Annotated in this window: 21 protein-coding genes; 14 read left to right on the top strand and 7 right to left on the bottom strand. The window is 63.6% G+C overall.

From position 1 onward, the window contains the following. Positions 1 to 2 precede the first annotated feature (2 nt). Entirely contained in the window at positions 3 to 353 is a 351-nt protein-coding gene (locus BLQ71_RS21290) for a RidA family protein (RefSeq protein WP_043144631.1), read from the top strand. Here the strand turns inward: BLQ71_RS21290 and BLQ71_RS21285 are convergent. Then, positions 350 to 1,273, bottom strand: coding sequence for a LysR family transcriptional regulator (locus BLQ71_RS21285; RefSeq protein ID WP_069208107.1), 924 nt, complete (start codon positions 1,271 to 1,273; stop codon positions 350 to 352). The two genes, BLQ71_RS21290 and BLQ71_RS21285, sit on opposite strands and share 4 nt — an antisense overlap. Positions 1,274 to 1,435: 162 nt before the next feature. Here BLQ71_RS21285 and xdhA point away from each other — a divergent pair, with 162 nt between their 5' ends. From xdhA to guaD, 5 genes are read left to right on the top strand one after another with little or no spacing between them, the layout of a single operon-like run. Beyond that, the gene (xdhA, locus tag BLQ71_RS21280; protein WP_074623159.1) at positions 1,436 to 2,899 is read left to right on the top strand and encodes a xanthine dehydrogenase small subunit; all 1,464 of its coding nucleotides are present in this window, start codon (positions 1,436 to 1,438) and stop codon (positions 2,897 to 2,899) included. A 13-nt stretch (positions 2,900 to 2,912) separates the two neighbouring features. Then, positions 2,913 to 5,231 (top strand): xanthine dehydrogenase molybdopterin binding subunit, encoded by a 2,319-nt coding sequence (gene xdhB / locus BLQ71_RS21275; RefSeq protein WP_074623158.1) that lies wholly within the window; start codon positions 2,913 to 2,915, stop codon positions 5,229 to 5,231. A gap of 4 nt (positions 5,232 to 5,235) precedes the next feature. Further along, on the top strand, positions 5,236 to 6,117 hold the full coding sequence (gene xdhC, locus BLQ71_RS21270) for a xanthine dehydrogenase accessory protein XdhC (RefSeq protein WP_074623157.1): 882 nt from the start codon (positions 5,236 to 5,238) through the stop codon (positions 6,115 to 6,117). A gap of 44 nt (positions 6,118 to 6,161) precedes the next feature. After that, positions 6,162 to 7,763, top strand: a complete 1,602-nt coding sequence (locus BLQ71_RS21265) for a xanthine/uracil/vitamin C permease (protein ID WP_074623190.1) — start codon at positions 6,162 to 6,164, stop codon at positions 7,761 to 7,763. A 51-nt stretch (positions 7,764 to 7,814) separates the two neighbouring features. Further along, entirely contained in the window at positions 7,815 to 9,137 is a 1,323-nt protein-coding gene (gene guaD / locus BLQ71_RS21260; protein WP_074623156.1) for a guanine deaminase, read from the top strand. 7 nt (positions 9,138 to 9,144) lie between these two features. Here the strand turns inward: guaD and BLQ71_RS21255 are convergent, their stop codons facing one another. From BLQ71_RS21255 to BLQ71_RS21245, 3 genes are all read right to left on the bottom strand, one after another. Next, positions 9,145 to 9,573, bottom strand: a complete 429-nt coding sequence (locus tag BLQ71_RS21255; protein WP_074623155.1) for a phage tail protein — start codon at positions 9,571 to 9,573, stop codon at positions 9,145 to 9,147. A 3-nt stretch (positions 9,574 to 9,576) separates the two neighbouring features. Next, positions 9,577 to 10,704 (bottom strand): phage tail sheath family protein, encoded by a 1,128-nt coding sequence (locus BLQ71_RS21250; RefSeq protein ID WP_074623154.1) that lies wholly within the window; start codon positions 10,702 to 10,704, stop codon positions 9,577 to 9,579. A 102-nt stretch (positions 10,705 to 10,806) separates the two neighbouring features. Beyond that, positions 10,807 to 12,549 carry an alpha-amylase family glycosyl hydrolase gene (locus BLQ71_RS21245; RefSeq protein ID WP_074623153.1) on the bottom strand — a complete coding sequence of 581 codons (1,743 nt, stop codon included), beginning with the start codon at positions 12,547 to 12,549 and terminating at the stop codon, positions 10,807 to 10,809. Positions 12,550 to 12,731: 182 nt separating this feature from the next. Between BLQ71_RS21245 and BLQ71_RS21240 the strand changes: the two genes are divergently transcribed. Beyond that, positions 12,732 to 13,208, top strand: a complete 477-nt coding sequence (locus BLQ71_RS21240) for a hypothetical protein (protein ID WP_069208115.1) — start codon at positions 12,732 to 12,734, stop codon at positions 13,206 to 13,208. A 66-nt stretch (positions 13,209 to 13,274) separates the two neighbouring features. Here the strand turns inward: BLQ71_RS21240 and BLQ71_RS21235 are convergent, their stop codons facing one another. Genes BLQ71_RS21235 through BLQ71_RS21225 form a run of 3 tightly spaced genes read right to left on the bottom strand, consistent with a single transcriptional unit; the run spans position 13,275 to position 16,402 of the window. Then, positions 13,275 to 13,826, bottom strand: a complete 552-nt coding sequence (locus BLQ71_RS21235; RefSeq protein ID WP_043144617.1) for a TadE/TadG family type IV pilus assembly protein — start codon at positions 13,824 to 13,826, stop codon at positions 13,275 to 13,277. 12 nt (positions 13,827 to 13,838) lie between these two features. Next, positions 13,839 to 14,372 (bottom strand): TadE/TadG family type IV pilus assembly protein, encoded by a 534-nt coding sequence (locus tag BLQ71_RS21230; protein ID WP_069208117.1) that lies wholly within the window; start codon positions 14,370 to 14,372, stop codon positions 13,839 to 13,841. After that, positions 14,369 to 16,402, bottom strand: coding sequence for a Tad domain-containing protein (locus tag BLQ71_RS21225; protein WP_074623152.1), 2,034 nt, complete (start codon positions 16,400 to 16,402; stop codon positions 14,369 to 14,371). Before BLQ71_RS21225 ends, BLQ71_RS21230 begins: the two co-directional genes overlap by 4 nt. A 374-nt stretch (positions 16,403 to 16,776) precedes the next feature. On the opposite strand from BLQ71_RS21225, the gene BLQ71_RS21220 reads away from it, so the two are divergent. The 7 genes from BLQ71_RS21220 to BLQ71_RS21190 all read left to right on the top strand — a co-directional run bounded on the left by BLQ71_RS21220 (position 16,777) and on the right by BLQ71_RS21190 (position 25,324). Then, positions 16,777 to 18,231, top strand: coding sequence for a Glu/Leu/Phe/Val family dehydrogenase (locus tag BLQ71_RS21220; protein ID WP_069208119.1), 1,455 nt, complete (start codon positions 16,777 to 16,779; stop codon positions 18,229 to 18,231). A gap of 192 nt (positions 18,232 to 18,423) precedes the next feature. After that, positions 18,424 to 20,235, top strand: coding sequence for a TadE/TadG family type IV pilus assembly protein (locus tag BLQ71_RS21215; RefSeq protein ID WP_074623151.1), 1,812 nt, complete (start codon positions 18,424 to 18,426; stop codon positions 20,233 to 20,235). Positions 20,236 to 20,403: 168 nt separating this feature from the next. Further along, positions 20,404 to 22,326, top strand: a complete 1,923-nt coding sequence (locus tag BLQ71_RS21210) for a Tad domain-containing protein (RefSeq protein WP_162846290.1) — start codon at positions 20,404 to 20,406, stop codon at positions 22,324 to 22,326. Next, positions 22,323 to 22,859 (top strand): TadE/TadG family type IV pilus assembly protein, encoded by a 537-nt coding sequence (locus BLQ71_RS21205; RefSeq protein ID WP_074623149.1) that lies wholly within the window; start codon positions 22,323 to 22,325, stop codon positions 22,857 to 22,859. Before BLQ71_RS21210 ends, BLQ71_RS21205 begins: the two co-directional genes overlap by 4 nt. Positions 22,860 to 22,864: 5 nt before the next feature. After that, positions 22,865 to 23,425: a TadE/TadG family type IV pilus assembly protein gene (locus tag BLQ71_RS21200; RefSeq protein ID WP_043144613.1), complete on the top strand. Its 561-nt coding sequence runs from the start codon at positions 22,865 to 22,867 to the stop codon at positions 23,423 to 23,425. Positions 23,426 to 23,535: 110 nt separating this feature from the next. Further along, a complete protein-coding gene (locus BLQ71_RS21195) occupies positions 23,536 to 24,789 on the top strand; it encodes a sarcosine oxidase subunit beta family protein (protein ID WP_074623148.1) in 1,254 nt (417 codons plus the stop codon). A 22-nt stretch (positions 24,790 to 24,811) separates the two neighbouring features. Further along, positions 24,812 to 25,324: a hypothetical protein gene (locus tag BLQ71_RS21190; protein ID WP_074623147.1), complete on the top strand. Its 513-nt coding sequence runs from the start codon at positions 24,812 to 24,814 to the stop codon at positions 25,322 to 25,324.

The raw sequence follows: 25,324 nt of genomic DNA, 5'->3' as shown, positions 1-25,324 counted from the left end.
ACATGACAGAGATCACCCGAAGCCATACCGGCCAGCGCATGAGCCAGATCGTGACGCATGGCGAAACGATCTACCTGGCGGGCCAGGTCGGCACCGCGGGCGCCAGCGTCACGCAGCAGACCCTGGACTGCCTGGAAAAGATCGACGCGCTTCTGGCGGAGGCAGGGTCGGACAAGACCCGCATCCTGCAATGCGTGATCTGGCTGGCGGACATGGGCGATTTCGCCGAGATGAACGCCGTCTGGGACGCATGGGTGCCCGAGGGCCACGCCCCCGCCCGCGCCTGCGGCGAGGCCAAGCTGGCGACGCCGGACTACAAGGTCGAATTTATCGTCATCGCGGCGAAGGCCTAGGCCGGCACCGTCTCTGCCCCCGACAGCAAGGCCTTGCTGCGGGTGACGACATGTTCGACGAACAGCCGGACCTTCGGGTCCTGCAGTTTCTTGTGCGGGTAGAGACAACCAAAGATCATCGGCAGGGGCGGCGTGTCGGGTAGGATCTCGATCAGCCGCCCCTCTGCCAGGTGATGGGCGACGTCAAAACGGGGCTTGTTGACGATCCCGCGTCCGGCCAGTGCCCAGTCAGTCAGAACATCGCCATCGTCGGCATCGAACTGGCCGCGCACCTCCAGTTTCAGGGGGCCGCCGGCGGTGTTCAGGGTCCAGAAATACTCGGGCGAACGCGGATAGCGCAGCAACAGGCAGTTGTGGTTCTGGTTCAACAGGTCTTCGGGCTGCACGGGCGTGCCCGCCGCGCGCAGGTAGTCCGGCGAGGCACAGAGGACCCGGGCGCAATCGGCGATCTTGCGCAGCTTCATGTTGCTGTCCTGCGGCGCGCCGATAAAGAATGCCACGTCCTGCCCGTCCGCCAGGATGTCGACCCGCCGGTCCGAGAGGCGCATTCGCACCTCTGTCTCCGGGTAGGTGTCGGTGAACTCGGGCACCAGCGGCGCCACGATCCGCCGGCCGACGCCCAGGGGGGCCGTTACCCGCAGCGCACCGCGCGGGGTGTCCGAGAAACTGGCCACCCGCGCCTCGGCGCTTTCCAGCGCCTGCAACACCCTGCGCGCCTCCTCGTAAAAGACGCGGCCCACCTCTGTCGGCGTGATCGAACGGGTCGTGCGGTTGAACAGCCGCACGCCCAGCCGGCGCTCCAACTCCTTGATCCGCTTGCTGGCCACAGCCGGCGTCAGGCGCAGGTCACGCCCGCCAGAGGTGATGCTGCCCAGTTCCGTGACGCGGACAAACACCTGTAGGCTTTCGATATAGGACATGGTGTTACCCCCGGGTAAGACCCGTGACAGCCTTGCAGGCTTGCCACTGATTATCAACGCCGTGTTGAAAGTATTTGCCGCTTACAGGTGTTTTTTGACGCTAATCCCGCCTGTAACCTTCCGGACAACCCCGCAATCCAGCGAGTCTTCAGGGAGGAAGTCATGCCGCACCGATCCGAGATCCGTTTCATTCTGAACGGCCGCGATGTCTCTGTCAGCGACGTGGGCGCCGACCGCACGCTGCTGGATTACCTGCGGCTGGATCGCCGTCTGACCGGCACCAAGGAAGGCTGCGCCGAAGGCGATTGCGGCGCCTGCACGGTGCTGGTGGGGCGTCTGACCGCGGACGGGTTGCGCTATGACCCGGTCAATGCCTGCATTCGCTTCCTGGCCTCGCTGGATGGGTGCCACGTCGTGACCGTCGAACACCTTCGCGGCGCGGACGACGGATTGCACCCTGTGCAACAGGCGATGGTCGACCATCACGGCAGCCAGTGCGGGTTTTGCACGCCGGGCTTTGTCATGTCGCTCTATGCGCTCTGGATGGAAGTGCCCGAGCCGACGGAGGCCCAGGTGGAAACCGCGTTGCAGGGTAATCTCTGCCGCTGCACGGGCTACGCACCGATCATCCGCGCCGCCGTCGCGATCAGCCGTTACGGCTCCCCGGCTGCCGACCCGATCGCCCGCGAACGTGAAGAGATCACCGCGCGGCTGACCGCCCTGCGCGATGGCCAAAGGGTCGAGACCGGCCCCGAGGGCAATCGTGCGATCCTGCCTTCCGACGTAGACGATCTGGCCGCCTGCCTGCTGGAATATCCCGGCGCGACCATCGTCGCCGGGGCCACGGACGTCGGTCTGTGGGTGACGAAATTCCTGCGGCCCATCGGCCCAGCGATCTTTACCGGCCACCTCGAGGGTCTGAAGACGGTCGAGACCCGCGACGGCGCGCTCTGGATCGGGGCCGGGGCCAGCTATTCCGAGTGCCAGGAGATGCTGACAGGGGCCTTTCCGCACCTGGCCGGCTACTGGGACCGGATCGCTGGCTGGCAGGTGCGCAACATGGGGACCGTGGGCGGCAATATCGCCAATGGCTCGCCCATCGGGGACACGCCTCCGGTGCTGATCGCGCTGGGGGCAGAGATCACCCTGCGCAAGGGCGACGCCCGTCGTGTTCTGCCGCTGCAGGAGTTCTTTATCGACTACGGCAAGCAGGACCGGAAGGCGGGCGAATTTGTCGAGGTTCTCCGCGTTCCGCTGCCGCAGCCCGGCGAGCGCCACGCCGCCTACAAGATCTCCAAGCGTCGGGACGAGGATATTTCATCGGTCGCGGCGGGCATCCGCGTGACGGTCACGGAGGGCCGGATCACGGATTGCCGGATCGCCTTTGGCGGCATGGCCGCCACGCCGAAACGGGCCGCCCATGCCGAAAGCGCGCTGCTGGGACAGGCTTGGTCCGAAGAGGTCTTTGCCAAGGCCGCCGCTGCGCTGGCGCAGGATTTCACGCCGCTGAGCGATTGGCGCGCCTCGTCCGATTACCGCAGCCTTTCGGCGGGCAACCTGCTGCGCCGGTTCTTCCTGGAAAACGACGCGGCGACGGACGCGCCCGTGCAACTGGCAACGGCCTGAGGAGGATATCCAGATGAAAGACAACGTGACCATCACCGGCGCCGTTCACCAGGACCGCATCCATGACAGCGCTGCCAAGCATGTTACCGGGCGCGCCGACTACACCGACGATATTGCCCTGCCCGAAGGCACGCTGCACGCCTACCTGGGCGTTTCGGACGTGGCCCACGCGCGGCTGAAGGGGCTCGACCTGACCGCCGTCCGGTCCGCCCCCGGCGTCGTCGGCGTGCTGACCGCCGAGGACATCCCCGGCGTCAACGACATCAGCCCCACGGGCCAACATGACGAGCCGGTCTTTCCCACGGAAAAGATCGAGTTCCACGGCCAGCCCTTGTTTGCGGTCATCGCGGAAACCCGCGACGCGGCCCGCCGGGCCGCCGCACTGGCCGAGGTGGATTGCGAGGTGCTGCCCCACGCGCTGGACCCGCAGGCGGCCATCGACGCGGGATACCCGCACGTCACCGCGCCGCTGAAACTGGAACGCGGCGACGTGGAGACCGGGCGCGACGCGGCACCCAACCGCATCAAGGGCCGGATGCAGGTCGGTGGCCAGGACCACATGTACCTTGAAGGTCATATCGCCTGCGCCATTCCGGGCGAGGACGACGATGTGCAGGTCTACAGCTCGACCCAGCACCCGTCGGAGGCTCAGCACATGGTGGCCCATGTGCTTGGCGTGCCGTCCAATGCCGTCACGGTGAACGTGCGGCGCATGGGCGGCGGGTTCGGCGGCAAGGAAAGCCAGATGAACCTGTTCTGTGCCGTCGCCGCCGTGGCCGCGAAGAAATGGAACCGCGCGGTCAAGATCCGCCCCGACCGCGATCAGGACATGACCGCCACGGGCAAGCGCCATGATTTCGTGATCGACTATGACGTGAGTTTTGACAATGCGGGCAGGATCGAGGCGGTCGAGGGCTGCTTTGCCGCGCGCTGCGGCTATTCCTCGGACCTGTCGGGGCCGGTCACGGACCGGGCCTTGTTCCACGCGGACAATGCCTATTTCTACCCCAACGTGCGGCTGACCTCGCGCCCGATGAAGACGAACACGGTGTCGAACACCGCATTCCGCGGCTTTGGCGGCCCGCAGGGTGTCATCGCTGCCGAGCGCATCATCGAGGAGATCGCCTATGCCACCGGGCAGGACCCGCTGGATGTCCGCAAGGCGAATTTCTACGGGTTAAAGGGCCGTGACGTGACGCCCTATTACCAGAAGGTCGAAGACAACATCCTTGATCGACTGGTGGGGGAACTGGAAGACAGCGCCGAGTACCGCCGCCGCCGTGCCGAGATCATTGAGTACAACCGGACCTCGCCGGTGCTGAAAAAGGGCATCGCGCTGACGCCGGTGAAATTCGGCATCTCCTTTACCGCCACCTGGTACAATCAGGCGGGCGCCTTGGTGCATGTCTACAACGACGGCTCCATCCACCTGAACCACGGCGGGACGGAGATGGGGCAGGGCCTGAACACCAAGGTGGCGCAGGTTGTGGCCGATGCCTTCCAGGTCGATTTCGAGCGTATCAAGATCACCAAGACCACGACGGAGAAAGTGCCGAATACCTCGGCCACCGCGGCCTCTTCGGGATCGGACCTGAACGGCATGGCGGCGCTGAACGCGGTCGAGCAGATCAAGGCGCGGCTGGTGGAATTCGCCGCCGAAAAATGGGGCGTCGAACCAGAGGCCGTCCGGTTCCTGGCCAACCAGGTGCATATCGGCGACGAGGTGCTGCCCTTTGATGCCTTCATCAAGGCCGCCTACATGGCGCGGGTACAGCTGTCGGCGGCGGGGTTCTACAAGACGCCCAAGATCCACTGGGACCGCGACAAGGGGCAGGGGCGCCCGTTCTACTATTTCGCCTATGGCGCCTCCTGTTCCGAGGTCACCATCGACACGCTGACCGGGGAATACCGGATCGACCGGACGGACATCCTGCATGACGTGGGCCGCTCGCTGAACCCGGTGCTGGACAAGGGCCAGGTCGAAGGCGCCTTTGTGCAGGGCATGGGCTGGCTGACCAGCGAGGAACTCTGGTGGGATGACGCGGGCCGGCTGCGGACACACGCGCCCTCAACCTACAAGATCCCGTTGGCCTCGGACCGGCCGCGTGTCTTCAACGTGAACCTTGCCGACTGGTCGGAAAACCGCGAGCTGACGATCAAGCGGTCCAAGGCCGTGGGTGAGCCGCCCTTCATGCTGGGCATCTCCGTGTTCGAGGCGCTGTCGATGGCGGTGGCCTCTGTCGCGGACTACCGGGTCTGTCCGCGCCTCGATGCCCCGGCCACGCCGGAACGCGTACTGATGGCCGTCACACGCCTGCAGGCCGGGGGGTGATCCGATGGCATCCGCAGTCAGGTCATTGGCGGAATTCCTCGGCGCGGAAAAGGCGGTTGTTCGCGTGGAGCTGAGCCGCGTGCGCGGCTCTTCCCCGCGCGGGGAGGGGACAGAGATGTTCGTCGCCGCCGCGGCCCTCTGGGGCACCATCGGGGGCGGACAACTGGAATACCGCGCGATCGAAACCGCCCGCGAGATGTTGCGGGACGGGGATCTGAGCCAGTCGCTGGACCTGCCGCTGGGCCCCGAGATCGGCCAATGCTGTGGTGGGCGGGTCGAGATGACCCTGACGCGGATGCGCGGCTCGGACATGCGCGCGGCGATCCGGCGTGACAGCGAGGCCACTGAGACGCGCCCGCATGTCTACGTTCTGGGTGCCGGACACGTGGGCCGCGCGCTGGCCGATCTGTTGCAGCATCTGCCCGTGCACTGCGTCGTGATCGACACCCGGCCAGAGGAAATCGCCCTGTGTTCGGCGGATGTGGATACCCGGGTCCGCGCGATCCCCGAGATCGACATCATGACGGCCCCGGAGGGCAGCGCCTTTATCGTGCTGACCCATGATCACGCGCTGGATTTCCTGCTGGCCTCATCCGCCCTGGAACGTGGTGACGCGGCCTATGTCGGCATGATCGGCTCTGCCACCAAGCGGGTGAAATTCAAGAACTGGATGCGCCGGAACTGCGAGAGCGGCGACATCGACAAACTGATTTGCCCCATCGGGGCAAGCGGTAGCCGCGACAAGCGGCCCAGCCTGATCGCGGCCTTTGTCGTGGCCGAAGTCATGGCTGAATTGACCTCTGAACCTGCCGCAGCCGGTCCAAGGGAGACGGGGCCAACGCCCCGGTCGGGCCATCACCACGACCAGAGAGGAATGTGGGCCTGATCCCTCGGGCCCTGGGACTGGTCATATCGGAGGAGGAAGCCGTCATGGACGGGGGAACCTATAGCTACAGGCTGTTTACACGCAGCGATTTCAGCGCCTTCTGGGCGCTGTTCACCGACAACCTCGTGAACCTGCTGATCCTGTCCGGGGTCTGTCAGTTCGTGTTCCAGATGCCGCCGGAGATCGTCTATGGCCGCATCGTGCCGGGCGCTGCGGTGGCAATCCTGGCGGGCGTCGCGGTTTACACGCTCATGGCGAAATGGGCGGCGACGCGGCAGGGCCGGGACGTGACCGCATTGCCCTACGGCATCTCGACGCCGGTAATGTTCGTCTATCTCTTTGGCGTCATTGGCCCAATCTACTGGGCGACGCAGGATCCGTTGCTGGCCTGGCAGGTGGGCATCGGTGCGGGGTTCATGGGCGGGATCGTGGCGGCGCTGGGCGCCGTGGTCGGCCCCTACCTCAAACGTATCACGCCGCGCGCGGGGATGCTGGGCACGCTCTGCGGTATCGCTCTGGTCTTTATCGGGTCGGTGCCGCTGGCCGAGATCTTTGAAAACCCGGTCATCGGCTTCACCTCGTTGTTGTTCATCCTCTGGGGGCTGATCGGGCGGTTCCGCCTGCCGGGCAACGTGCCCGCGGGCCTTGTGGCCATCGGCGCCGGCACGGTGATCGCCATCGTTCTGGGCGAGGCAAAGTTCGATTTCTCCGGCGTCGGGGCCTATCCGCCGGTGCCCTATATCGGCGACATGATCGCGGGCATCCAGTACCTGTTCGCCAACCCCGAGTTGTTCCTGGTGCTGATCCCGGTGCAGATCTACAACTTCATCGAGACGATGAACAACGTCGAGAGCGCCGAGGCCGCCGGGGACAGCTATCCCGTGGGCCTGTGCCAGGTGACGGACGGGGCGGGCACGATGATCGGCGCCGTCTTCGGTTCCCCTTTCCCGACCACGGTCTACATCGGTCACCCGGCATACAAGCGGCTGGATGCGCATGCCGGCTATATCGTCGGGGTTGCCCTTGTGATCGCCGCCGCGGCCTTCCTGGGCTTCCTGTCCTTCCTGGCCGGGTTGATCCCGATTGCCGCCGCGGCGCCCGTGCTGGTCTTCGTCTCGGTCAGCCTGATCACCAACACCGCCTGGTCGATCAAGCCGATGCACATGGCCGCCGTGTCCTTTGCCATCCTGCCGCATATCTCGGAGTTCCTGATGGTCAAATGGGGCTCGCTGATGAACGCGCTGCGCAGCAGCGGGGTCGAAGGGCTGCCCGCCCTGGGGGATGCGAACCTGACCGCCGCCCTGTTGATGGAGGGCGCGCATTACGAGGGGCATCTTGCGCTCAGCCAGGGGGCGATCCTGACCGGGCTGATCTGGGGCGCCATCGTGGCTGACGTGATCGACGCGCGGTTCCGCATGGCGGGGGCCTTTGCGCTGGCGGCTGCCGCGATGTCCTCGCTGGGGATCATCCATGCGCCGACCCTTCAGATGCCGCAGTTCGACGGGATCACCGTGGGCTACGTCATCATCGGGGCTTTCCTGTACCTCTACCCGCTCGTAGCTCCGAAAGAGGACCTGGAAGAGCGCGTGATCGTGCCGGACGAACCCGACATGATGGACGATATTCCGCCCGCGCAGCGCGCCTGACATACCAAGGGGCGGCCCCGCAGGCCGCCCAGCCAAATGATGAGATACCCCATGACAGAGACACTCCTGCGCGGCCGCATCCTGAGCTTTCACCGCGCCCCGGCGGATGGTGAGGATACCGACGCCTTTACCTACATCGAGGACGGCGCCCTGTGGCTGCGGGACGGGATGATCGTCCGGCGCGGCGATTTTGACGAAGTGGCCAAGGAGGCCGCCGGCGTGCCCGTGACAGATCATCGCCCGCACCTGCTGATGGCCGGGTTCATCGACACGCATATCCATTTTCCGCAGGTCCAGGTGATCGCCTCCTGGGGCGCACAACTGCTGGACTGGCTGAACAGCTACACCTTTCCCGAGGAAACCCGTTTTTCCGATGAGGCGCACGCCGCGCGCATGGCGACGGCCTTCATGGATCAACTCGTTGCGCATGGCACGACCAGCGCCGTGGCCTACTGTTCGGTGCATGGCAACTCGGTCGAGGCCTATTTCGCCGAGGCCACGCGCCGGAACATGCGGATGCTGGGCGGCAAGGTGCTGATGGATCGCAATGCGCCGGACGGGCTGCGCGACACGCCGCAATCGGGGTATGACGACAGCACGGCGCTGATCGGCAAGTGGCACGGCACATGGCGTTGCGACTATGTCATCTCGCCCCGTTTCGCCATCACCTCGACGCCGGAACAGATGGAGATGGCGCAGGCCTTGGCGTTGGAAAACCCGACTTGCCACATCCAGACCCACCTGTCGGAAAACCGCGACGAAATCGCCTATACGCTGGACCTCTACCCGCAGGCGCGCGACTATCTGGACGTCTACCAGACCTATGGCCTGCTGCGGGAGAACAGCCTGTTGGGCCATGCCATCCACCTGGAACCGCGCGAGATCGACGCCCTGGCAGAGAGTGGCGCGCATCCGGTGTTCTGCCCGACCTCCAACCTTTTCCTTGGCTCTGGCCTGTTCGATCACGGCGGGCTGTCGGCGCGCGGGATCACCAGCGGGATCGCCACGGACGTGGGGGCGGGCACCAGCTATTCCATGCTGCAGACCCTGAACGAGGGCTACAAGGTGCTGCAACTGCAGGGGCAGGCGCTGCATCCGTTGCAGGCCTTCGACTGGGCCACGCGCGGCAACGCCGAAGTGCTGGGCATGGCAGACCGGATCGGCACGCTGGGGGAAGGCACCGAGGCGGACATCGTCGTGCTGAACGCAAGCGCGACCGGCGCGATGGCACTGCGCATGGAACGGGCCGAGACGCTGGCCGAAGAACTGTTCATCCTGCAGGTCATGGGCGACGACCGGGCCGTCGAAGAGGTCTATGTCGCCGGGCAGGCCAGCAAGACGCAAGGCACGCACTCCGCCCGCGTGGCGGCCTGACATTGCGTCAGTCGCGTTCCAGCCGGTCGTAGACCAGCGTCAGGGAGTCGAAGGCGATTTCGTCCCTTTGCTTGTCCAGCGGATCGGCGCGAAAGCTCGACGGCCAGGCCTCGAAAAAGGTCCACCTGGTAGCTTCCGATCCGCCGTCCTGGGCGGAAAGCGTGACAAGGACGGTGCGACGGGAGATGTTGCCCGTCACGGTCGCGGTGCACCAATCCCAAAGCCGGCTGTCCACGGTCACGCCATGCCGCAGGGTTACGGGCGATACCTTGGCCGTGCCCGGCAGATGCCGCACGGAACCGGAACCGGCGCCGCCCTCGCGATAGGGGATCGTGTCGATATGGGCGCCCATGCCTTCGATGTCCTGGAAGCGGGCGACCGCTTCACCGTCAAGATACAGGATAAAGAGGCCGGCAAGGCCAGGATCCTCAGGCATGGCTCAGCCCTCGGAGTCGGAGGTGGTTTGCATGATCCGGATCACGACGAACTCCGCAGGTCTGACCGGGGCCACGCCGATCTCGATGATCAGCCGGCCCGCATCGAGGTCGGCCTGAGTCATGGTGGTGGCATCGCATCTGACGAAGAACGCCTCTTGGGTTGTCGACCCCATCAAGGCCCCGTCGCGCCAGAGCATGTTCAGGAATTCCCAGACGTCGCGGCGAATGGATTTCCAAAGGGTGTCGTCATTCGGTTCGAAGACAGCCCATCGGGTGCCTTGCTGGATGGAGAGTTCGATCAGTGTCAACAACCGGCGGATATTGACGTATCGCCATTCGCTGTCCGCCCTCGTCAGGGTGCGCGCGCCCCAGATCCGGATCCCGTCGGAAAATTGCCGGATGGCATTCACGCAGGCCGGGGCCAGGATGTCCTGATCGGCATCGGTGAACAGACGTGAAAGCCCAAGTGCCCCGCGGAGTGGCAGATTGGCGGGGGCATGATGGACGCCGCGCGTGGAGTCATTGCCCGCGTAGGCCCCGCAAATATGGCCGGACGGGGGACAGGCGATCATTTCCCCGGTCTCGGGGTCGCGGACCTCGATCCAGGGGGCATAGACCGCTGCCATACCCTGCAACGCATTGCGGGGGCGCAGGCCGCCTTGATCCTGCGTGCGGGCAAGGTCGGCAATCGCCCCACCTTCGGCCATGTCCAGAACGGCGAAACGGTCCTTTCGGGTCTCGCAGTCGGTAAGGATGGCCTCGACGCTGTCGGCGTCGGTGAAGCCGGGCGCGGCGATGAGGCTGATGCCTTCCATCGCCGACAGGGTTTCAAGGTCATCCGCCGAGATGGTCGTGGCGTCTTGGCCCAGGTTGACGACGTAAAGCCGCGCGCCGCCGTTCTGGAAGAACCCGTCAACGGCAAGCGACAGTGTGGTGCTGCCCTGACCGTCACCTTGAAAACGGCGCTGGAAGCCTGGCCAGGACGTGACGAAGACGGGCTTGCGCAGGTGGGCATCGGCTTGCGGTGCGACACCCAGGAAGGCAGCAGTCGAGGTGCCGACGCCGGTGATCGGGCGGGCGCCGGAGCTGACGTCTTGGATGTAGACGCCGGGCCGCCTGTACTCTGCCATGTCGCTTCCTTTCGCCAATGCCGCGCAGCCCTGCGGATCGGCGGGCGTGACACAACTATTACGCGATCCTAGCATGAAACCGCCGCTGTGCGCATCCGGCGTTTACGCCTTGTTGGTGATCCAGCGGCACTGGTAGGGGGCCAGCGTCACGCCGTCCTCTTCGGGGTGCAGGGTCTCGCCCGATAGCAGGTCGATCCATTCCTCGTCCGCAATCAGGTTCAGCGACTTGGGCGGCAGGTCCACCACTTCGGCAGAGACGTTGTGCAGGGCAAAGATCGACTGGCTGCGATCCAGTGCCTGACGCCAGACCGCAAAGACCCGGTCATCCACGGAGAGCGTGAAATTGGTCGCGTTTGGATGAAAGGCCGGTTGTTTCGTGCGCAGCCGCAAGCGGTCCGACAGGGCCGTCAGAACGCGGGACTGGTCGCTGTCCGGGTCGGCCAGCTTTTCCTGCAGCTCCGGGTAGTTCCAGCGATGCCGGTTGATCGCCCGGTTCATGCCGCGTCGCGCCACGCCGTCCAGGTCGTTTTCCGTCGCCAGCATGGCATGGATATAGAAGGCCGGGATGCCCTCCAGCGACATGACGATGGTCTGCGAGCAAATGAAACGATCCACCTGCAGCCCGTCCTCGCCCTTGTAGGTGCGCTGCATGGCGGAAAAGAAGGTGGTGTTCAGCTCGTAGACCGCCGTGCCGCCGCCGGGCAGCGCCCGCATCGAGGCAAGCCCGCCGGTGGCCTGCACGGTCTTGATCATCTGGGCGATCTCCTCGTCCGGCAGCAGACCTTCGGCGGGGCGCATCCCGATGCCATCGTGGCTGGACGAGAAGTTGAGGTAGGCGCAGCCTTGCGGCGCCGGGGGCATGGCCCGCTGCCAGTTCGACAGCGCCCGTGCGTCGCCGGCCAGCATCGCATGCAGGATCAGGGGCGGCAGCGGGAAATTGTAGATCCAGTGGGCCTCGTTCAACTGGCCGAAATAGCTGAGGTTCTCCGTCTTGGGGACATTGGTTTCGGTCAGCAGGACGATCGGCTCGGCAGCGAAATCCGCCAGCACGCGCAAGAGTTGCACGATGGCATGTGTCTTGGGCAGGTGGATCGAGGGCGTGCCCGGCTCCTTCCAGATGAAGGCCACGGCATCGAGGCGGATGATCTTGACCCCGGCATCGACGTGCAGCCGGATGATGCGGATGATCTCCAGCAGCACCTCGGGGTTGCGGAAATCCAGGTCCACCTGGTCATGGCTGAAGGTGCACCAGACATGCTTGAGCCCGTTCGAGGTTTCGACCTCCTGCAAGAGCGGCGTGGTGCGGGGGCGGACCACGGCGGAAAGGTCATCGTCGGGCGAGGCTTCGTAAAAGAACTTGTCGTAGGGTTCCTGGCCCTGCCGGTAGGCGTTGAACCAGGTGCCCTGGCTTGAGACATGGTTCAGCACCAGGTCGGACATCAGGTGCCATTCCGCGCCGATCCGGCTGATGTCGGGCCAGTCGCCCAGCGTCGGGTTCACCTTGCGGTAATCGGTGACGGCAAAGCCGTCGTCCGAGGTGAAGGGAAAGAAGGGCAGGATATGCACGCCGTTCACCACGCCCGGCATGTAGTTGCCGAGGAAGTCGCGTAGCAGGTCCAGCGGCTTGTAGACCCCGTCGATCAGGCTATCGCCGTAGGTGATCAGCACCGCGTCTTTTTGCGACCAAAGCGCATTGCCCGGCTTGCGCGCACGCTTGCGGGCCGAGGCGCTGTCCGGCCAGAAGGCCTCGATCACCTGGGCGGTCAGTTCATCGGTGTCACGGTCGGGATAGATGCGCATCAACAGGGCGCGCAGGCGGTTGGAAAGCTGTGCGGGCGGCGTCATCGCGGATGGTCCGGCTGTGGTCATGCTTCCAATATAATCCCGTCGCGCCCGACCTTGGAAGCGGCATGCGCCGAAAGTGGCGCGATTTCAGGCCTTTTGCACGGATGTTGGGCGGGCTGGGGGCTTTCCCCCGGGTCGGACCCACAGTAGGACGGAACGGCGCAACCGCGGGAGGCCCGGAGATGGCAGAGGAAGAACTGGCACGCATCACGACATCCGCATCGCGCCGGGTGATCGGGGTCGTCTCGATGCTGGGCCTGGGTGGCCTGATGCTGTGGATGGCCTTCATGACGGCGGGAATGGCGCTGGGCTGGAAGGTCGTGCTGATCGCGCTGGGTGCCGGGGCGCTCTGGGCGGGTCAGGTCATGTGGCAGGCCACGGGGCATTCGCTGATCCTGACCGAAGACGCGCTGACCGACAGCGACGGCACCGTGGTGGCCCGCCTGGACGAGATCGAAAAGGTCGACCGGGGGATGTTCGCGATGAAGCCGTCGAACGGGTTCATCATCATCCTGAAGGAGCCGGGGTCCCGCGTCTGGCGGCTGGGCCTGTGGTGGCGGCTGGGCCGCAGGGTGGCTATCGGTGGCGTCACTGCGGCCTCTCAGACCAAACCGGTGGCGGACATCATGATCCACCTGCTGAGTCAGAGAAACAGCTGACCAGACAGCGAAGGGGCCACGGCAGATGCCGCGGCCCCCTGCCTTTCGGGCAGCCGTTTGGGGTAATCAGGCCGGCTGCTCAAAGACGACTTGCGGCGCATAGCGCGGGCGCGTGAAACTGTAGGTTCGGATCTCGAAGGCATCGAGGCCGACGCTGAACACCGGGCTGTAGCTGTCCCAGGTCTCGACCAGGATCAGCTGTTCGCCGTTCACGCCCGACGGCAGCTTGTCTGCATAGGCGGGCATGTCCGCATCCGAAAGGCTGGGATAGTCGCCGCGCTGCTGAGACCAGCTGACCCGCCATCCGCCATAGCTGTCGCTGTACTGCACGATGGTGATGCGCAGGTCGCTGTCGGCGCCGCCGGTTTTGGTCAGGTGGCGCAAAAGGTGGCGGGCATTGGTCAGGTAATCCGGCGTGATCGCCTCGGTCTCGCGCGAGAGCATGTCGCCGATGACGTAATTGGCCTTCTGGTTGACGGCCTGTTGGCGGAAGGCGTCGAAATAGGTCCATCCGACACCGAAGAGGAACAGCAGCGCGGGAAAGACGATGACCGCCTCGACGTTGACGAAGCCACGAGAGTCGCGGGCAAAGCGCGAAAGGAAAGAGGGAAGGCGCATGGCTGGATCTCCTCAGCTGGGCTCGTAGACAAAGGCAGAGGTCGACACGATGGCGGTATAGCCTTCGGCGTCCTTGGGCAGGCTGGCGTTCAGCGTCGAGGCGGGCGTGAGCGGACGGAACTTGTAGCAGGCGCGCAGGAACATCACCTGGCCTCCGCCACCGTGGCTGAAACTGCGTTGCGGTGTCGCCTCCTGGCTGACATCGACGCAATCGGCCGAGGCCGGTGGTTCGACGTAGTTGCGCATGTTCAGCGGGATCATTTCCAGCTGTAGCGTCTCGGTGCAGCCGGGCAGGACGGTGGTCTTGGCACAGATCGCCGCCTTGAGCACGTCGTGGCTGGGCGCGGTCACGCCGATTTTCAGATCGCGCACGGACTGGTCGAGCGCGCGTTCCAGCTGGGTATGGCGCACGGTGATCATTCCGATCTCGACCGCCGAGACGATGATCGCCACGAACAGCGGAACCCAAAGGGCGTAGGGAACCACCGCGTTGCCTGCCTCGTCGGACCAGAAGCGGCGCAGGGCGGGAAAGGATGCGCGGGTCATTGGGTCAGCCTCAGTTGGGTGATGGTGCGTGCGATACCTGCGAAAGTGTCATGCAGATCGGTGCCGTTGACGTCGAAGAAATGCGCGGGGGAAGAAGCGCAGTTCGCCATGGCCTCCAGACCGCGCGGGGGGGCTTCGAAACCGATGGCAAAGACCACGATGCCCTGCGCCTTGGCGGAGTCGCAGATCGCATCCAGTCGCGCATCGGCGCTGTTTGGGCCCGCAACGACCTCGTAAGGTTGCGAAATCGTCCAGTAGCGCGCACTGCTGATGTAACCGTGGTTGACCGGCTGCGAGAAAAGGTGGCTTGCGGCCGCCTGCGTGCCGAAACGGTCGTAGAGTTCGGTGTAATTCAGCTCGTGGATGTGATCAGGATTGCCGCCAAGCCCGTCGACCGTGGACTGATAACGCTCTGACCAGTCGTTGCCAGTGCGGGTCCAGTAGTATTTCGCGATCTCGGTTCCGGTTGACCAGCTCGTGAAGTCGAAGGTCGAGTAGTTGTGTGTCTTGCCCGGGATCGTCTCGTGGTTCATGGTCGGTCCGACGTCGGGCAGAGTGCCATTGGTGTCGTCGTTCACTCCGTAATACAGGGAGGTGTTCCCGGCCTTGATCGACGCGCCCATGAAATGCGCGCTGTCGGTCAGATTCCCATCCGTTGCGATCAGGGTCGCGATCGCACCTTCCAGGAAATCGTCAAGGTCCTTCGGTCCTCCATTCGGGAAACCTTCGATCTTGTGCGCGATATCCTGTATTCCGTCGTTGTTCGTGTCGAAGTAGAACACGATGTTCGAAATGTCCTGCGAATAGGTCGGGAAGTAGTTGGTGATGTCGCTGCCGGTTCTATAGCGTTCCAGGCGCACCGAGTAGTCATCGTCGGCAAAGGTCTCGGTGCCCTTGGTATTGACCCAGACGCCGGTCATCGCGCCAGGATCCTTCATGTTGTCGGGCAGGTCGTATTGCGTGGTGTTTTCTCCGTCTGTCATCACGACGATGTATTTCACCGTGTTGTTCACGTCGAAATCCACGGGGCGCGAGGCATTCGAGACGGCGACAAGGCCATCGCCAGCCATAGCCTGGACTGCGGGACGAGCAGCAGGATCAAGCAGCGCGGTGCCCCATTTCATGCCGACGTCGATCGCCGTATTGCCCCAGGCCTCAAGTGCGCCGATCTGCGTCTTCAACTGGGTGGCGTCTGAACTATGCGGCAGGATCGCGGCATTTTCGCCGTCGCGGCACCACTGGTAGGGGGTATAGCCTCCGATGGTCGAGCGCGAATAGGGGTCGAAGTGGCCGACCTGTTCCAGCGGTGTTTCCGGTGAAAGCGCCGTTGTTGCAAAGGAATCCGCAGAGAACTCGGCACAAGCTGAATGGTGATGCTGGCGGTCCAGCGTGAAGTACTGCGACACCGTCGTACCCATGTTCACAGTGGCGTTGTAAGGTACGACCGAGATCGAAACCCCGGTATCGGTCCCGGGGGGCATCAGGATGTCTACGAATTCCTGTGCAGCGTTGCGCAGGTTGTCGATCTTGCTGTTTCCGGCCATCGACCCCGACACGTCGAGCACCATCGAGATTTCCAGGTTGGAACTGGAATACTCGGCTGCGGCAAGTCCCGAGGCATCCAACGAGTTCACGCCGATCAGGGACATGAAGCCCGAATGGATCGAAGCCTCGCCCATTGCAGCCACACGTTTTGAAGACAAACCCTGTTCGGCCTGAACCGACGTCAGCGCATCGCCTAGGCCCATGACCGTCAGATAATCGCGGACAACGATCTCGGGCGCCTGCACGTTCTCGATGTTGGCAGCGGCCAGCACGGCGCGGTCGAGCGTGTTCTGCACCTTGGTACGTTTCAGTTCGGCATGCATCATGTCGACGCCGACACCGCCGAAAATCATCATGACCAGCGATCCGACGATCGCGAGGTAGGACATGTTGCCGGACGTGTCGGTTGCAAAGTGGCAGAGCCTGTCCCGCAGGCCCTTGCCGCAGGGCGCAATCGCCGTGAGGCTGGTGGTTGATCTAAACATTCGGACACCTTTCAACCGGGTCGTCACGGCAGCCCCAGAAACCGTGGACGGATCAGTTTTGATGACAATTTTATGCCATTTCAAAATGGCCAAACTTGGGCGGTTAGAATTGAGTTTTCGTTGAATTCTAGAGAGTTGTCTGGACAGTGCGGAGCAACTTGTGGGCATTGTTTCACCCTTGCCGACGATGGTCCCCTTTGGGTTGTGGGCGGCCTTGCAGGTGCCTTTAGCAGGCCCCGCGGGCGACTCGGACAAATCCGGGGTTGGGACACAGGCCATGCCGGGCTAGGCTGATCCCGCGTGCTCCCGTCAAGAGGAGCCATGCGCGCGGGGTGCAGCGCGCCCCGCGCGGACACTGGAAAGGAAGGAAACCCATGTCCGTCGTTACCGAGCGGCCCGTCGTGCCGTCCAATGAGCCGACCTTCAGACAGTCAGTCGATCTTATGTTCAACCGCGCGGTTGCGCTGATGGACCTGCCGCCGGGGCTGGAGGAAAAGATCAGGGTGTGCAACGCCACCTACACGGTTCGCTTCGGCGTGCGGCTGCGGGGCAAGATCCAGACGTTCACGGGCTATCGCTCGGTGCATTCCGAACACATGGAACCGGTCAAGGGCGGCATCCGTTTCGCCCCCGAGGTCAACCAGGACGAGGTCGAGGCGCTGGCCGCGCTGATGACCTATAAATGCGCCCTGGTCGAAACGCCGTTCGGCGGATCCAAGGGGGGGCTTTGCGTGGATCCCCGCCAATACGATGAGCACGAGCTGGAACAGATCACCCGGCGGTTTGCCTACGAGCTGATCAAGCGCGACCTCATCAACCCCTCGCAAAACGTGCCCGCGCCCGACATGGGCACCAGCGAACGCGAGATGGCCTGGATCGCGGACCAGTACCGGCGCATGCATACCACCGACATCAACGGCAATGCCTGTGTCACCGGCAAGCCGACGAATGCCGGCGGCATCCAGGGCCGGACCGAGGCCACGGGCCGCGGCGTGCAATATGCGCTGCGCGAGTTCTTTCGCCACCCCGACGACAAGGCCAGGGCGGGGCTCTCGGGCACGCTGGATGGCAAGCGCGTCGTCGTTCAGGGGCTTGGCAACGTGGGGTTCCACGCGGCCAAGTTCCTGCAGGAGGAAGACGGTGCCCGGATCACCGGGATCATCGAGAGGGACGGCGCATTGTTCAATCCCGACGGGCTGGACGTGCAGGCGGTGCGCGATTGGATCGTCCGTCATGGTGGTGTGACGGGCTATCCGGATGCCAATCATACCGCCGATGGAGCGCAGGTGCTGGAGGCGGAATGCGACATCCTCATCCCGGCGGCTCTGGAAGGGGTGATCAACCTGGGCAACGCGCACAACATCAAGGCGCCATTGATCATCGAGGCCGCGAACGGTCCGATCACCGCCGGGGCCGATGACATCCTGCGCGAAAGGGGCGTTGTCATCATTCCCGACATGTACGCCAACGCGGGCGGCGTGACGGTGTCCTATTTCGAATGGGTCAAGAACCTCAGCCACATTCGCTTTGGCCGGATGCAGCGGCGCCAGGAAGAGGCCCGGCACGAGCTGATCGTGCGCGAACTGGAACGGCTGTCGGATCACCTTGGCGACAAGTGGTCAATGACGCCGGATTTCAAGGCGCGCTACCTGCGCGGGGCGGATGAACTGGAACTGGTGCGCTCGGGGCTGGATGACACCATGCGCACCGCCTACCAGTCGATCAGCGAGGTCTGGCACAGCCGCGAGGACGTCTCCGACCTGCGCACCGCCGCCTTCATCGTGGCCATCGGCCGGGTTGCGGCCAGCTATCGCGCAAAGGGGCTCTGATCCCTGCAATTCCAGCGCAAAGGGCGGCCGGATCGGTCGCCCTTTGTGATGAATGCCGACCGAACTTGTAGAAAATCATCTTGTTAGGCCATTCTTCTGCCGCATTTCTGGCCGGAGGGTTGACCGAATCTTACTCGAAAACGGGTCCCGTTCCGCCGGTTTCGTGCCGTGCGGCCAAACCGGAGACCCAAGATGGCAAGATTTGCATTCCCGTCACGTTCTGCCCTGCTGCGCGACTCCAGCGCGATCGGACGTTTCGTCCGTGACGAGAGCGGCAACATCACCATCTACTCGGTCTATATCGCTCTGCTGGCCATGACGATCATGGGGGCCTCTGTCGACCTGATGCGGCAAGAGGCATCCCGGGCGCGGCTGCAAACGACGCTGGACCGTGCGGTGCTGGCCGCCGCCGACCTGGACCAGTTCCAGGATCCGACCTTCGTGGTCAACGATTACGTCGGCAAGGCCGGGCTGGATGCCTTTGTCACCAGTGTCATCGTTACCCAGGGCGTGAACGAACGCACCGTCAGCGCCGATGCGGCATCCAGCCTGTCGACCCTGTTCCTGCGCATGTCCGGCCAGGATGTCCTGCCCGCCAACGCGCTGGCCACTGCCGAGGAACGCATCGCCAACGTCGAGATCAGCCTGGTGCTGGATATTTCCGGGTCGATGCGCTGGAACGGGCGCCTGGACAATCTCAAGCCGGCGGCCAAGAACTTTGTCCAGAAGGTCATGTCGGAAAGCACCGAAAGCGTCACGACCCTGAACCTGATCCCCTTCGCGGGCACGGTAAATCCGGGCGACGAGATGTTCGAGTATTTCCGCGGCGAACGGCCCTCTGTCCCGGTGGTCGAACCCGAGGTGCCCGAAGGCGGCACGCCGGATTTCTTCCCGCCGTGGGAGCAAGCGATCTCGAACATCGTGATGTATTTCGACACCGACGGTGACGATATCTTTGACCGGGCGCACAAGATCGAGTCCTTTCCCGAGGATGCCCCGCGGGACGTCGACGCGTTCTTTCGCGGAGCGGCGGCCTATGCGGTTGCGCACGACTCGAAGCTCAGCTCGTCCAGCGAGTTCCTGGGCATCTCGATCAAGGGTGGTACGCAGACCACGCGCTATTTCACCGTGCGCGGCGATTCCAACGGCCCGGCGTCCGATCTTGGTCCGACCAAGAACAATGGCAAGATCCCCGGCTCGACCTTCAGCTATGGCAGCATCGACTACGAGACATGGGGAACCTCCTACGATGGTCCGGGCGCCGCGCAGGGCCTGGTCGAGATCAACATCAACATGCCGTCCAGCTGTATCGAGATCGACGGGTTTGAATTTGCGAATTCCAACCTGCCCGTCTCGGACGAATACGTTCCCCATTTCCATCACTGGGACGAAGATCCCGAAGTGATGGACTGGGGCTGGTGTCCCGAGGACGACACGGCGATCCAGTACTACTCGGATGACGCGGCCAGTCTTCTTCAGTTCATCGACGACATCCGGATGCATGACGGCACGGGCGCGCAATTCGGAATGAAATACGCGCTGGCCTTGCTGGATCCGACAACCCGCGACGCGGTCAGCCACCTGATCTCCGAAGGCGTGATCGAGGCACGTTTCCAGGGCCGTCCTATCGACTGGGACGATCCGGAGACCGAAAAGTACATTGTCCTGATGACAGATGGCCAGGTCACCGACCAGTTCCGTCCCAACGATCCTTACGCTCCGATCAATGGCGAGGTGGAATTGCTGAACCAGGGGTCGGCCAGCTATCACGTTCGGACCGGGCGGGCATCCAACCTCGATCACCTCTACCAGCAGTGCGACATGGCGAGAGAGCTGGGGGTCACGGTCTTTACCATCGCCTTCGAGACAACGGCCGCGGCCGCCGAGGAAATGCGGCTCTGCGCCTCATCCGATAGCCATTTCTTCCATGTCCACGGTGCCGAGATCATCGACGCTTTTGACAGCATCGCTCGTCAGATCAACAATCTGAGGCTGATTCAATGAGGGCCTCAACCAAGCCGATTGGTAGTGCGGCCTATCCGATTGGATATGCCAGGCCGCTACAAACACGGAAAAAAACCAATACTGTACCGGTTTCGGCCTCAATGCAGGCACATTTGTTAACCATTCCCTACCGTGGCCAGAAGGGCCTGTGGAAGTGGGAGAATGGTCATGGACCTATGCCAAGCGAAACACGGACGGACGCGCCGGTTTCTGAAACCCGAAGACGGCAACGTCACGGTTTTTTCCGTCTTCATGTTGCTGCTGACCCTCGTGATCTCCGGAGCTGCGGTGGACATCATGCGGTTTGAAGCGACACGCGCCCAGATGCAGACGCAGATGGACCGCGCCGTGCTGGCCGCGGCGGACCTTGACCAATACCTGTCCTCGGACGCGGTTGTCCGCGACTACATGGACAAGGCCGGAATGGAACACGTCCTGCTGGGCACCCAGATCGACTGGGGACTCAACCACCGGACGGTCAAGGCCTGGGGGGAAACCACCATCCCCACCTATTTCCTCAAGATGAGCGGCTATGACAGCCTGACGCCACCGGCGCTGAGCGTTGCCGAGGAAAAGATCGCCAACGTGGAAATCAGCCTGGTGCTGGATATCTCGGGATCGATGCGCTGGAACGAACGTCTCACCCGCATGAAGCCGGCTGCGCAGAATTTCGTCTACAAGGTCATGAGCGACGAAACGAACGGCGTGACCACCCTGAACCTGATCCCCTACGCCGGCAGTGTGAACCCGGGCGACGATCTGTTCGATTTCATTCGTGGCGTGCGGCCCAAACTGAACCAGAACAATGGCTGGGGCAACGGCGACCAGGACGCGCCCGGCTACTCCCTTTGCAACAACAATGCCGAGAACTACGACGAGGGCCTCGCGGATCCGTCTTGCGCGGAAGGAGGTGATCCCGCCAACCCGACCAGTGGTTTCTTCGAACCTTGGGGACAGGCCATCTCGAATGTCGTGATCTATTTCGACACGGACGGCGATGGCATCTATGACATCGCACACAAGGTCGAGGATTTCCCCGAGGACGCCCCGCGCGATGCGGACGAGTTCTTCAGAGGCATGGTCGCCTGGATGACCGCCCAGGACGGAGACATCCAGAGCCCAAACCATTTCCTGGGTATCTCGATCAAGGGTGGCCAGCAAAAGACCCGGTACTTCCAGGTCAAGGGCGACAATACCGGCCCTGCCTCCGATCTTGGTCCGACCAAGAACAAGGGCCGGATTCCGGGTCGCACCTACTCTTACAGCCAGATTGACTGGATGGCATGGGAAGCGGCCTATGTCGCGCCCGAACCGGCCTATGTGGACGATCCGAACACCGAGGATCCAGACGACAAGATCGTGGGACCGACGAACATCAACATGCCGTCCTCTTGCGTCGAGATCTACGATGCCGAGTTCGCCGACACCAACCTGCCGCAGTCCAAGGACTACATCCCCCATTTCCACCACTGGCCATACGACCCGGCAACGATGGACTGGGGCTGGTGCCCCAGCGAGGAAGCGACGGTACAATACTATTCCTCCGACCGCGACGGACTGATCGATTTCATCTCCGACCTGCGCCTTCACGACGGAACCGGCACGCAATACGGCATGAAGTACGGTCTCGCCCTGCTCGATCCGCAGAACCGTGACGAGGTGAGCTACTTGATCGAAAAGGGGCTGGTGGATCCCCGCTTCGAGGGGCGGCCGATCGACTGGCACGACCCGGAGACGGAGAAATACATCGTGCTGATGACGGATGGCCAGACAACGGACCAGTTTCGCCCGGACAAGCCGAAGGCCGCGATCAACGGCGCGATCGAACTGCAGGAGCAGGGCGCGGGTGCCTACTACAACCTGTCGCTCCAGTCCAAGAACAAGAGCAACCTGCAAATGCAGTGCGACCTGGCCCGTCAGCGTGGTGTGACGGTCTTTACCATCGCCTTCGAGACCGATGACGCGGCAGCCGCCGAAATGCTCGCCTGCGCCTCTTCGGCCAGTCACTTCTTCCACGTCCAGGGCGCCGAGATCTACGAGACCTTCGATACGATCGCGCGCCAGATCAACAACCTGAGGCTGATCCAATGACCCACCGCCTGATTGAAATGCTCAAGGGGTTCCGCCGCGACGAAGAAGGGTCGAGCACGATCGAATTCTCGATCTATTTTACGGTCTTCTTCTTCATCCTCGCGGCAACGGTCGAGATGGGCTACATGAACCTGCGGCACGCGCTGCTGGAACGGGGGGTGGATCTGGCGACGCGGGAAATTCGGCTGAACACCGGCGCCATCCCCACCTACGAGGAAGTGCGGCAGAAGATCTGCGACGAGGCGGTCATCGTGGACGGCTGCATCGAGAACCTGCGGTTGGAAATGGTGCAGGTGGACCCGCGCAACTTTACCGCCATTCCGCTGGTCGCCGATTGCATCAACGCCGAGGAAGACCCGCGCCCGGTGCGCAATTTCGTGCCTGGGCTGGACAACCAGCTGATGCTGTTGCGCGCCTGCCTGAAGTACAAGCCCGCCATGCCGACCACCTCATTTGGCATGGCCCTGCCCAAGGACGCGCAGGGCTATGCGCAGCTGGTCGCCACATCCGCATTCGTTCAGGAACCGAGGTAAGTGCCATGAACCGCTCTTCGATCCTTTGTCACCTGCGCCGCTTCTCCGCCGACACCCGGGGCAACGTCGCACTGGAAAGCCTGATCTGGCTGCCTTTCATCCTCTTCGTGCTGGCCGCGACCTTTTCGCTGCACGATGCGTTCCGTTACAAGGCGCTGAATACCAAGGCGGCCTACACGATTTCCGACGCCATCTCGCGCGAGACGGACCCGATCGACGCCTCCTACCTGGATGGGATGATCGAACTGCTGGATTTCCTCGTGCGGCCGGGCGGAGATTCCTCCCTGCGGGTGACTTTGGTCCGCTACAACGACAACGATGGCTCCTACGAGGCCGAGTGGTCACAGACCCGGGGCAGTTTCAGCGCGTTGCAGACGGCGCAGGTGACGGACATGTACGATCAATTGCCTCACATGCTGCACAATGAACGGGTGATCGTGGTCGAGACCGAGACCTATTACGATCCGCCCTTTGCTATCCCGGGGCTGACCGGTGCGGGGCTGTTCTACAATTTCGGCTTCACCCGACCGCGCTTTGCCCCCAAGATTGTCTGGAGTGACGGCTGAACGCTCAGCCGCCTGCGCCAGGCACGAAAACGTCATGTTCCGTCGCCTGGGGGAATTGATCCCGGGCGGCGAGGCTGCTTTGCTACGCCCCGGTACTGTTGGAGGGGGCGATGCGCTTTTCCGGTTTGAAGGTTCTGACCCAGGGGCTGACGGGCAACCGTGGCTGGCGCCCGCATTGGCGCGATCCCGCGCCCAAGCCCGAGTATGACATCGTCATCATCGGTGGCGGCGGTCACGGGCTGGCCACCGCGTTCTACCTTGCCAAGGAACACGGGCTGACCAATGTCGCCGTTCTGGAAAAGGGCTACCTGGGCGGCGGCAACGTCGGGCGCAACACGACCATCGTTCGCGCAAACTATGGCCTGCCTGGAAACTCCGAGTTCTATTCCCATTCCCTGAAGCTCTGGGAGGGCATGGAGCAGGAGCTGAATTTCAACACCATGATGAGCCAGCGCGGGGTGCTGAACCTCTGCCATTCGGACGGGCAGCGCGACGCCTTTGCCCGGCGCGGGAATGCCATGCGCAACCAGGGCGACGATGCCGAGCTGCTGACCCCCGACCAGGTCCGCGAAAAGGTGCCCTATCTCGATTTCGACAACGGGCGTTTCCCCATATACGGCGGGCTATGGCATTCGCGCGGCGGCACGGCGCGGCATGATGCGGTGGCCTGGGGCTATGCCCGCGGTGCGGATCAGCGCGGCGTGGATCTGATCCAGAACTGCGAGGTGACGGGCATCGACACCGAAGCCGGTCGCGTGACAGGCGTGCAGACCACGCGCGGCGCGATCCGTGCCAAGAAGGTGGGTGTCGTCGTGGCGGGCCGCTCGGGGCAGGTGGCGGGCCTTGCCGGCATGCGTCTGCCGATCGAAAGCCATGTCCTGCAGGCCTTTGTCACGGAGGGGCTGAAACCCTGTATCGACCATGTCGTGACCTTCGGCATGGGACATTTCTATATCAGCCAGTCCGACAAGGGCGGGCTGGTTTTTGGCGGCGACCTGGATTTCTACGCGTCTTACGCGGCGCGGGGCAATCTGCCGATGCAGGAACACGTGATGGAGGCGGCGATGACACTGATGCCGATGATCGGCAAGGCGCGGGTTCTGCGATCCTGGGGCGGGATCATGGACATGTCGCCAGACGGCTCGCCCATCATCGACAGGACCGGGATCGATGGCCTCTACCTGAATTGCGGCTGGTGTTACGGCGGGTTCAAGGCGGTGCCGGGCTCGGGATTTTCCTTTGCGCATCTGATCGCGCAGGATCGGCACCACGACCCGGCAGCGCGGTTCCGGCTGGACCGGTTCAGCACCGGGCGCGGGATCATGGACGAAGAAGGGACGGGCGCGCAGCACAACCTGCACTAGGCGCGGATCGAAAGGGCGGAAGATGGGTATTTTGGCCAAGAAGAAGCTGCAAGGGATCGCGCTGGCGGGGATGGTCGCCCTTGCGGCGGCGCCGGTGACGGCCGAGGATATCCGCCCGGGCTGCTACACGCGGTTCTATTCCGACGCGCATTTGCGGGACCAGCCGGCACAGGTTGTGCGGGCAGTGCGGCTTTGGGTCGGGCCCTGGATGACCGAGGTCGCGCGCGAGGCGCGGATCGAGGTGGTGCCCGCCAACCAGGGCCATGCGCGGGGGGCGCCCTGGGTTGGGGCACGGTTGCAGCAGTTCCTGATCTGCGGCACCGAGAGTGGCGCGCCGCTCTGCCAGGTCGAATGCGACGGCGGCCGGATGGAAGTCACGAAGCAGGATGCACAGGGCATCGTGTTCCGGACGCGGTACATGGTGGTCGGCAATACCGGTGAATGCGGGGGCGTGATGGACATGGCCGAGGTCCCCGGCCAATGGGTCAGCTACCGGCTCTACCGCGCAGACGCCTCTGATTGTTCGGGGATGTGA

Source organism: Antarctobacter albus (assembly GCF_900101505.1).
Lineage (GTDB): Bacteria > Pseudomonadota > Alphaproteobacteria > Rhodobacterales > Rhodobacteraceae > Antarctobacter > Antarctobacter albus.
Note: the sequence above shows the minus strand (reverse complement) of the source record. Positions and strands in the feature narration are given on the sequence as shown.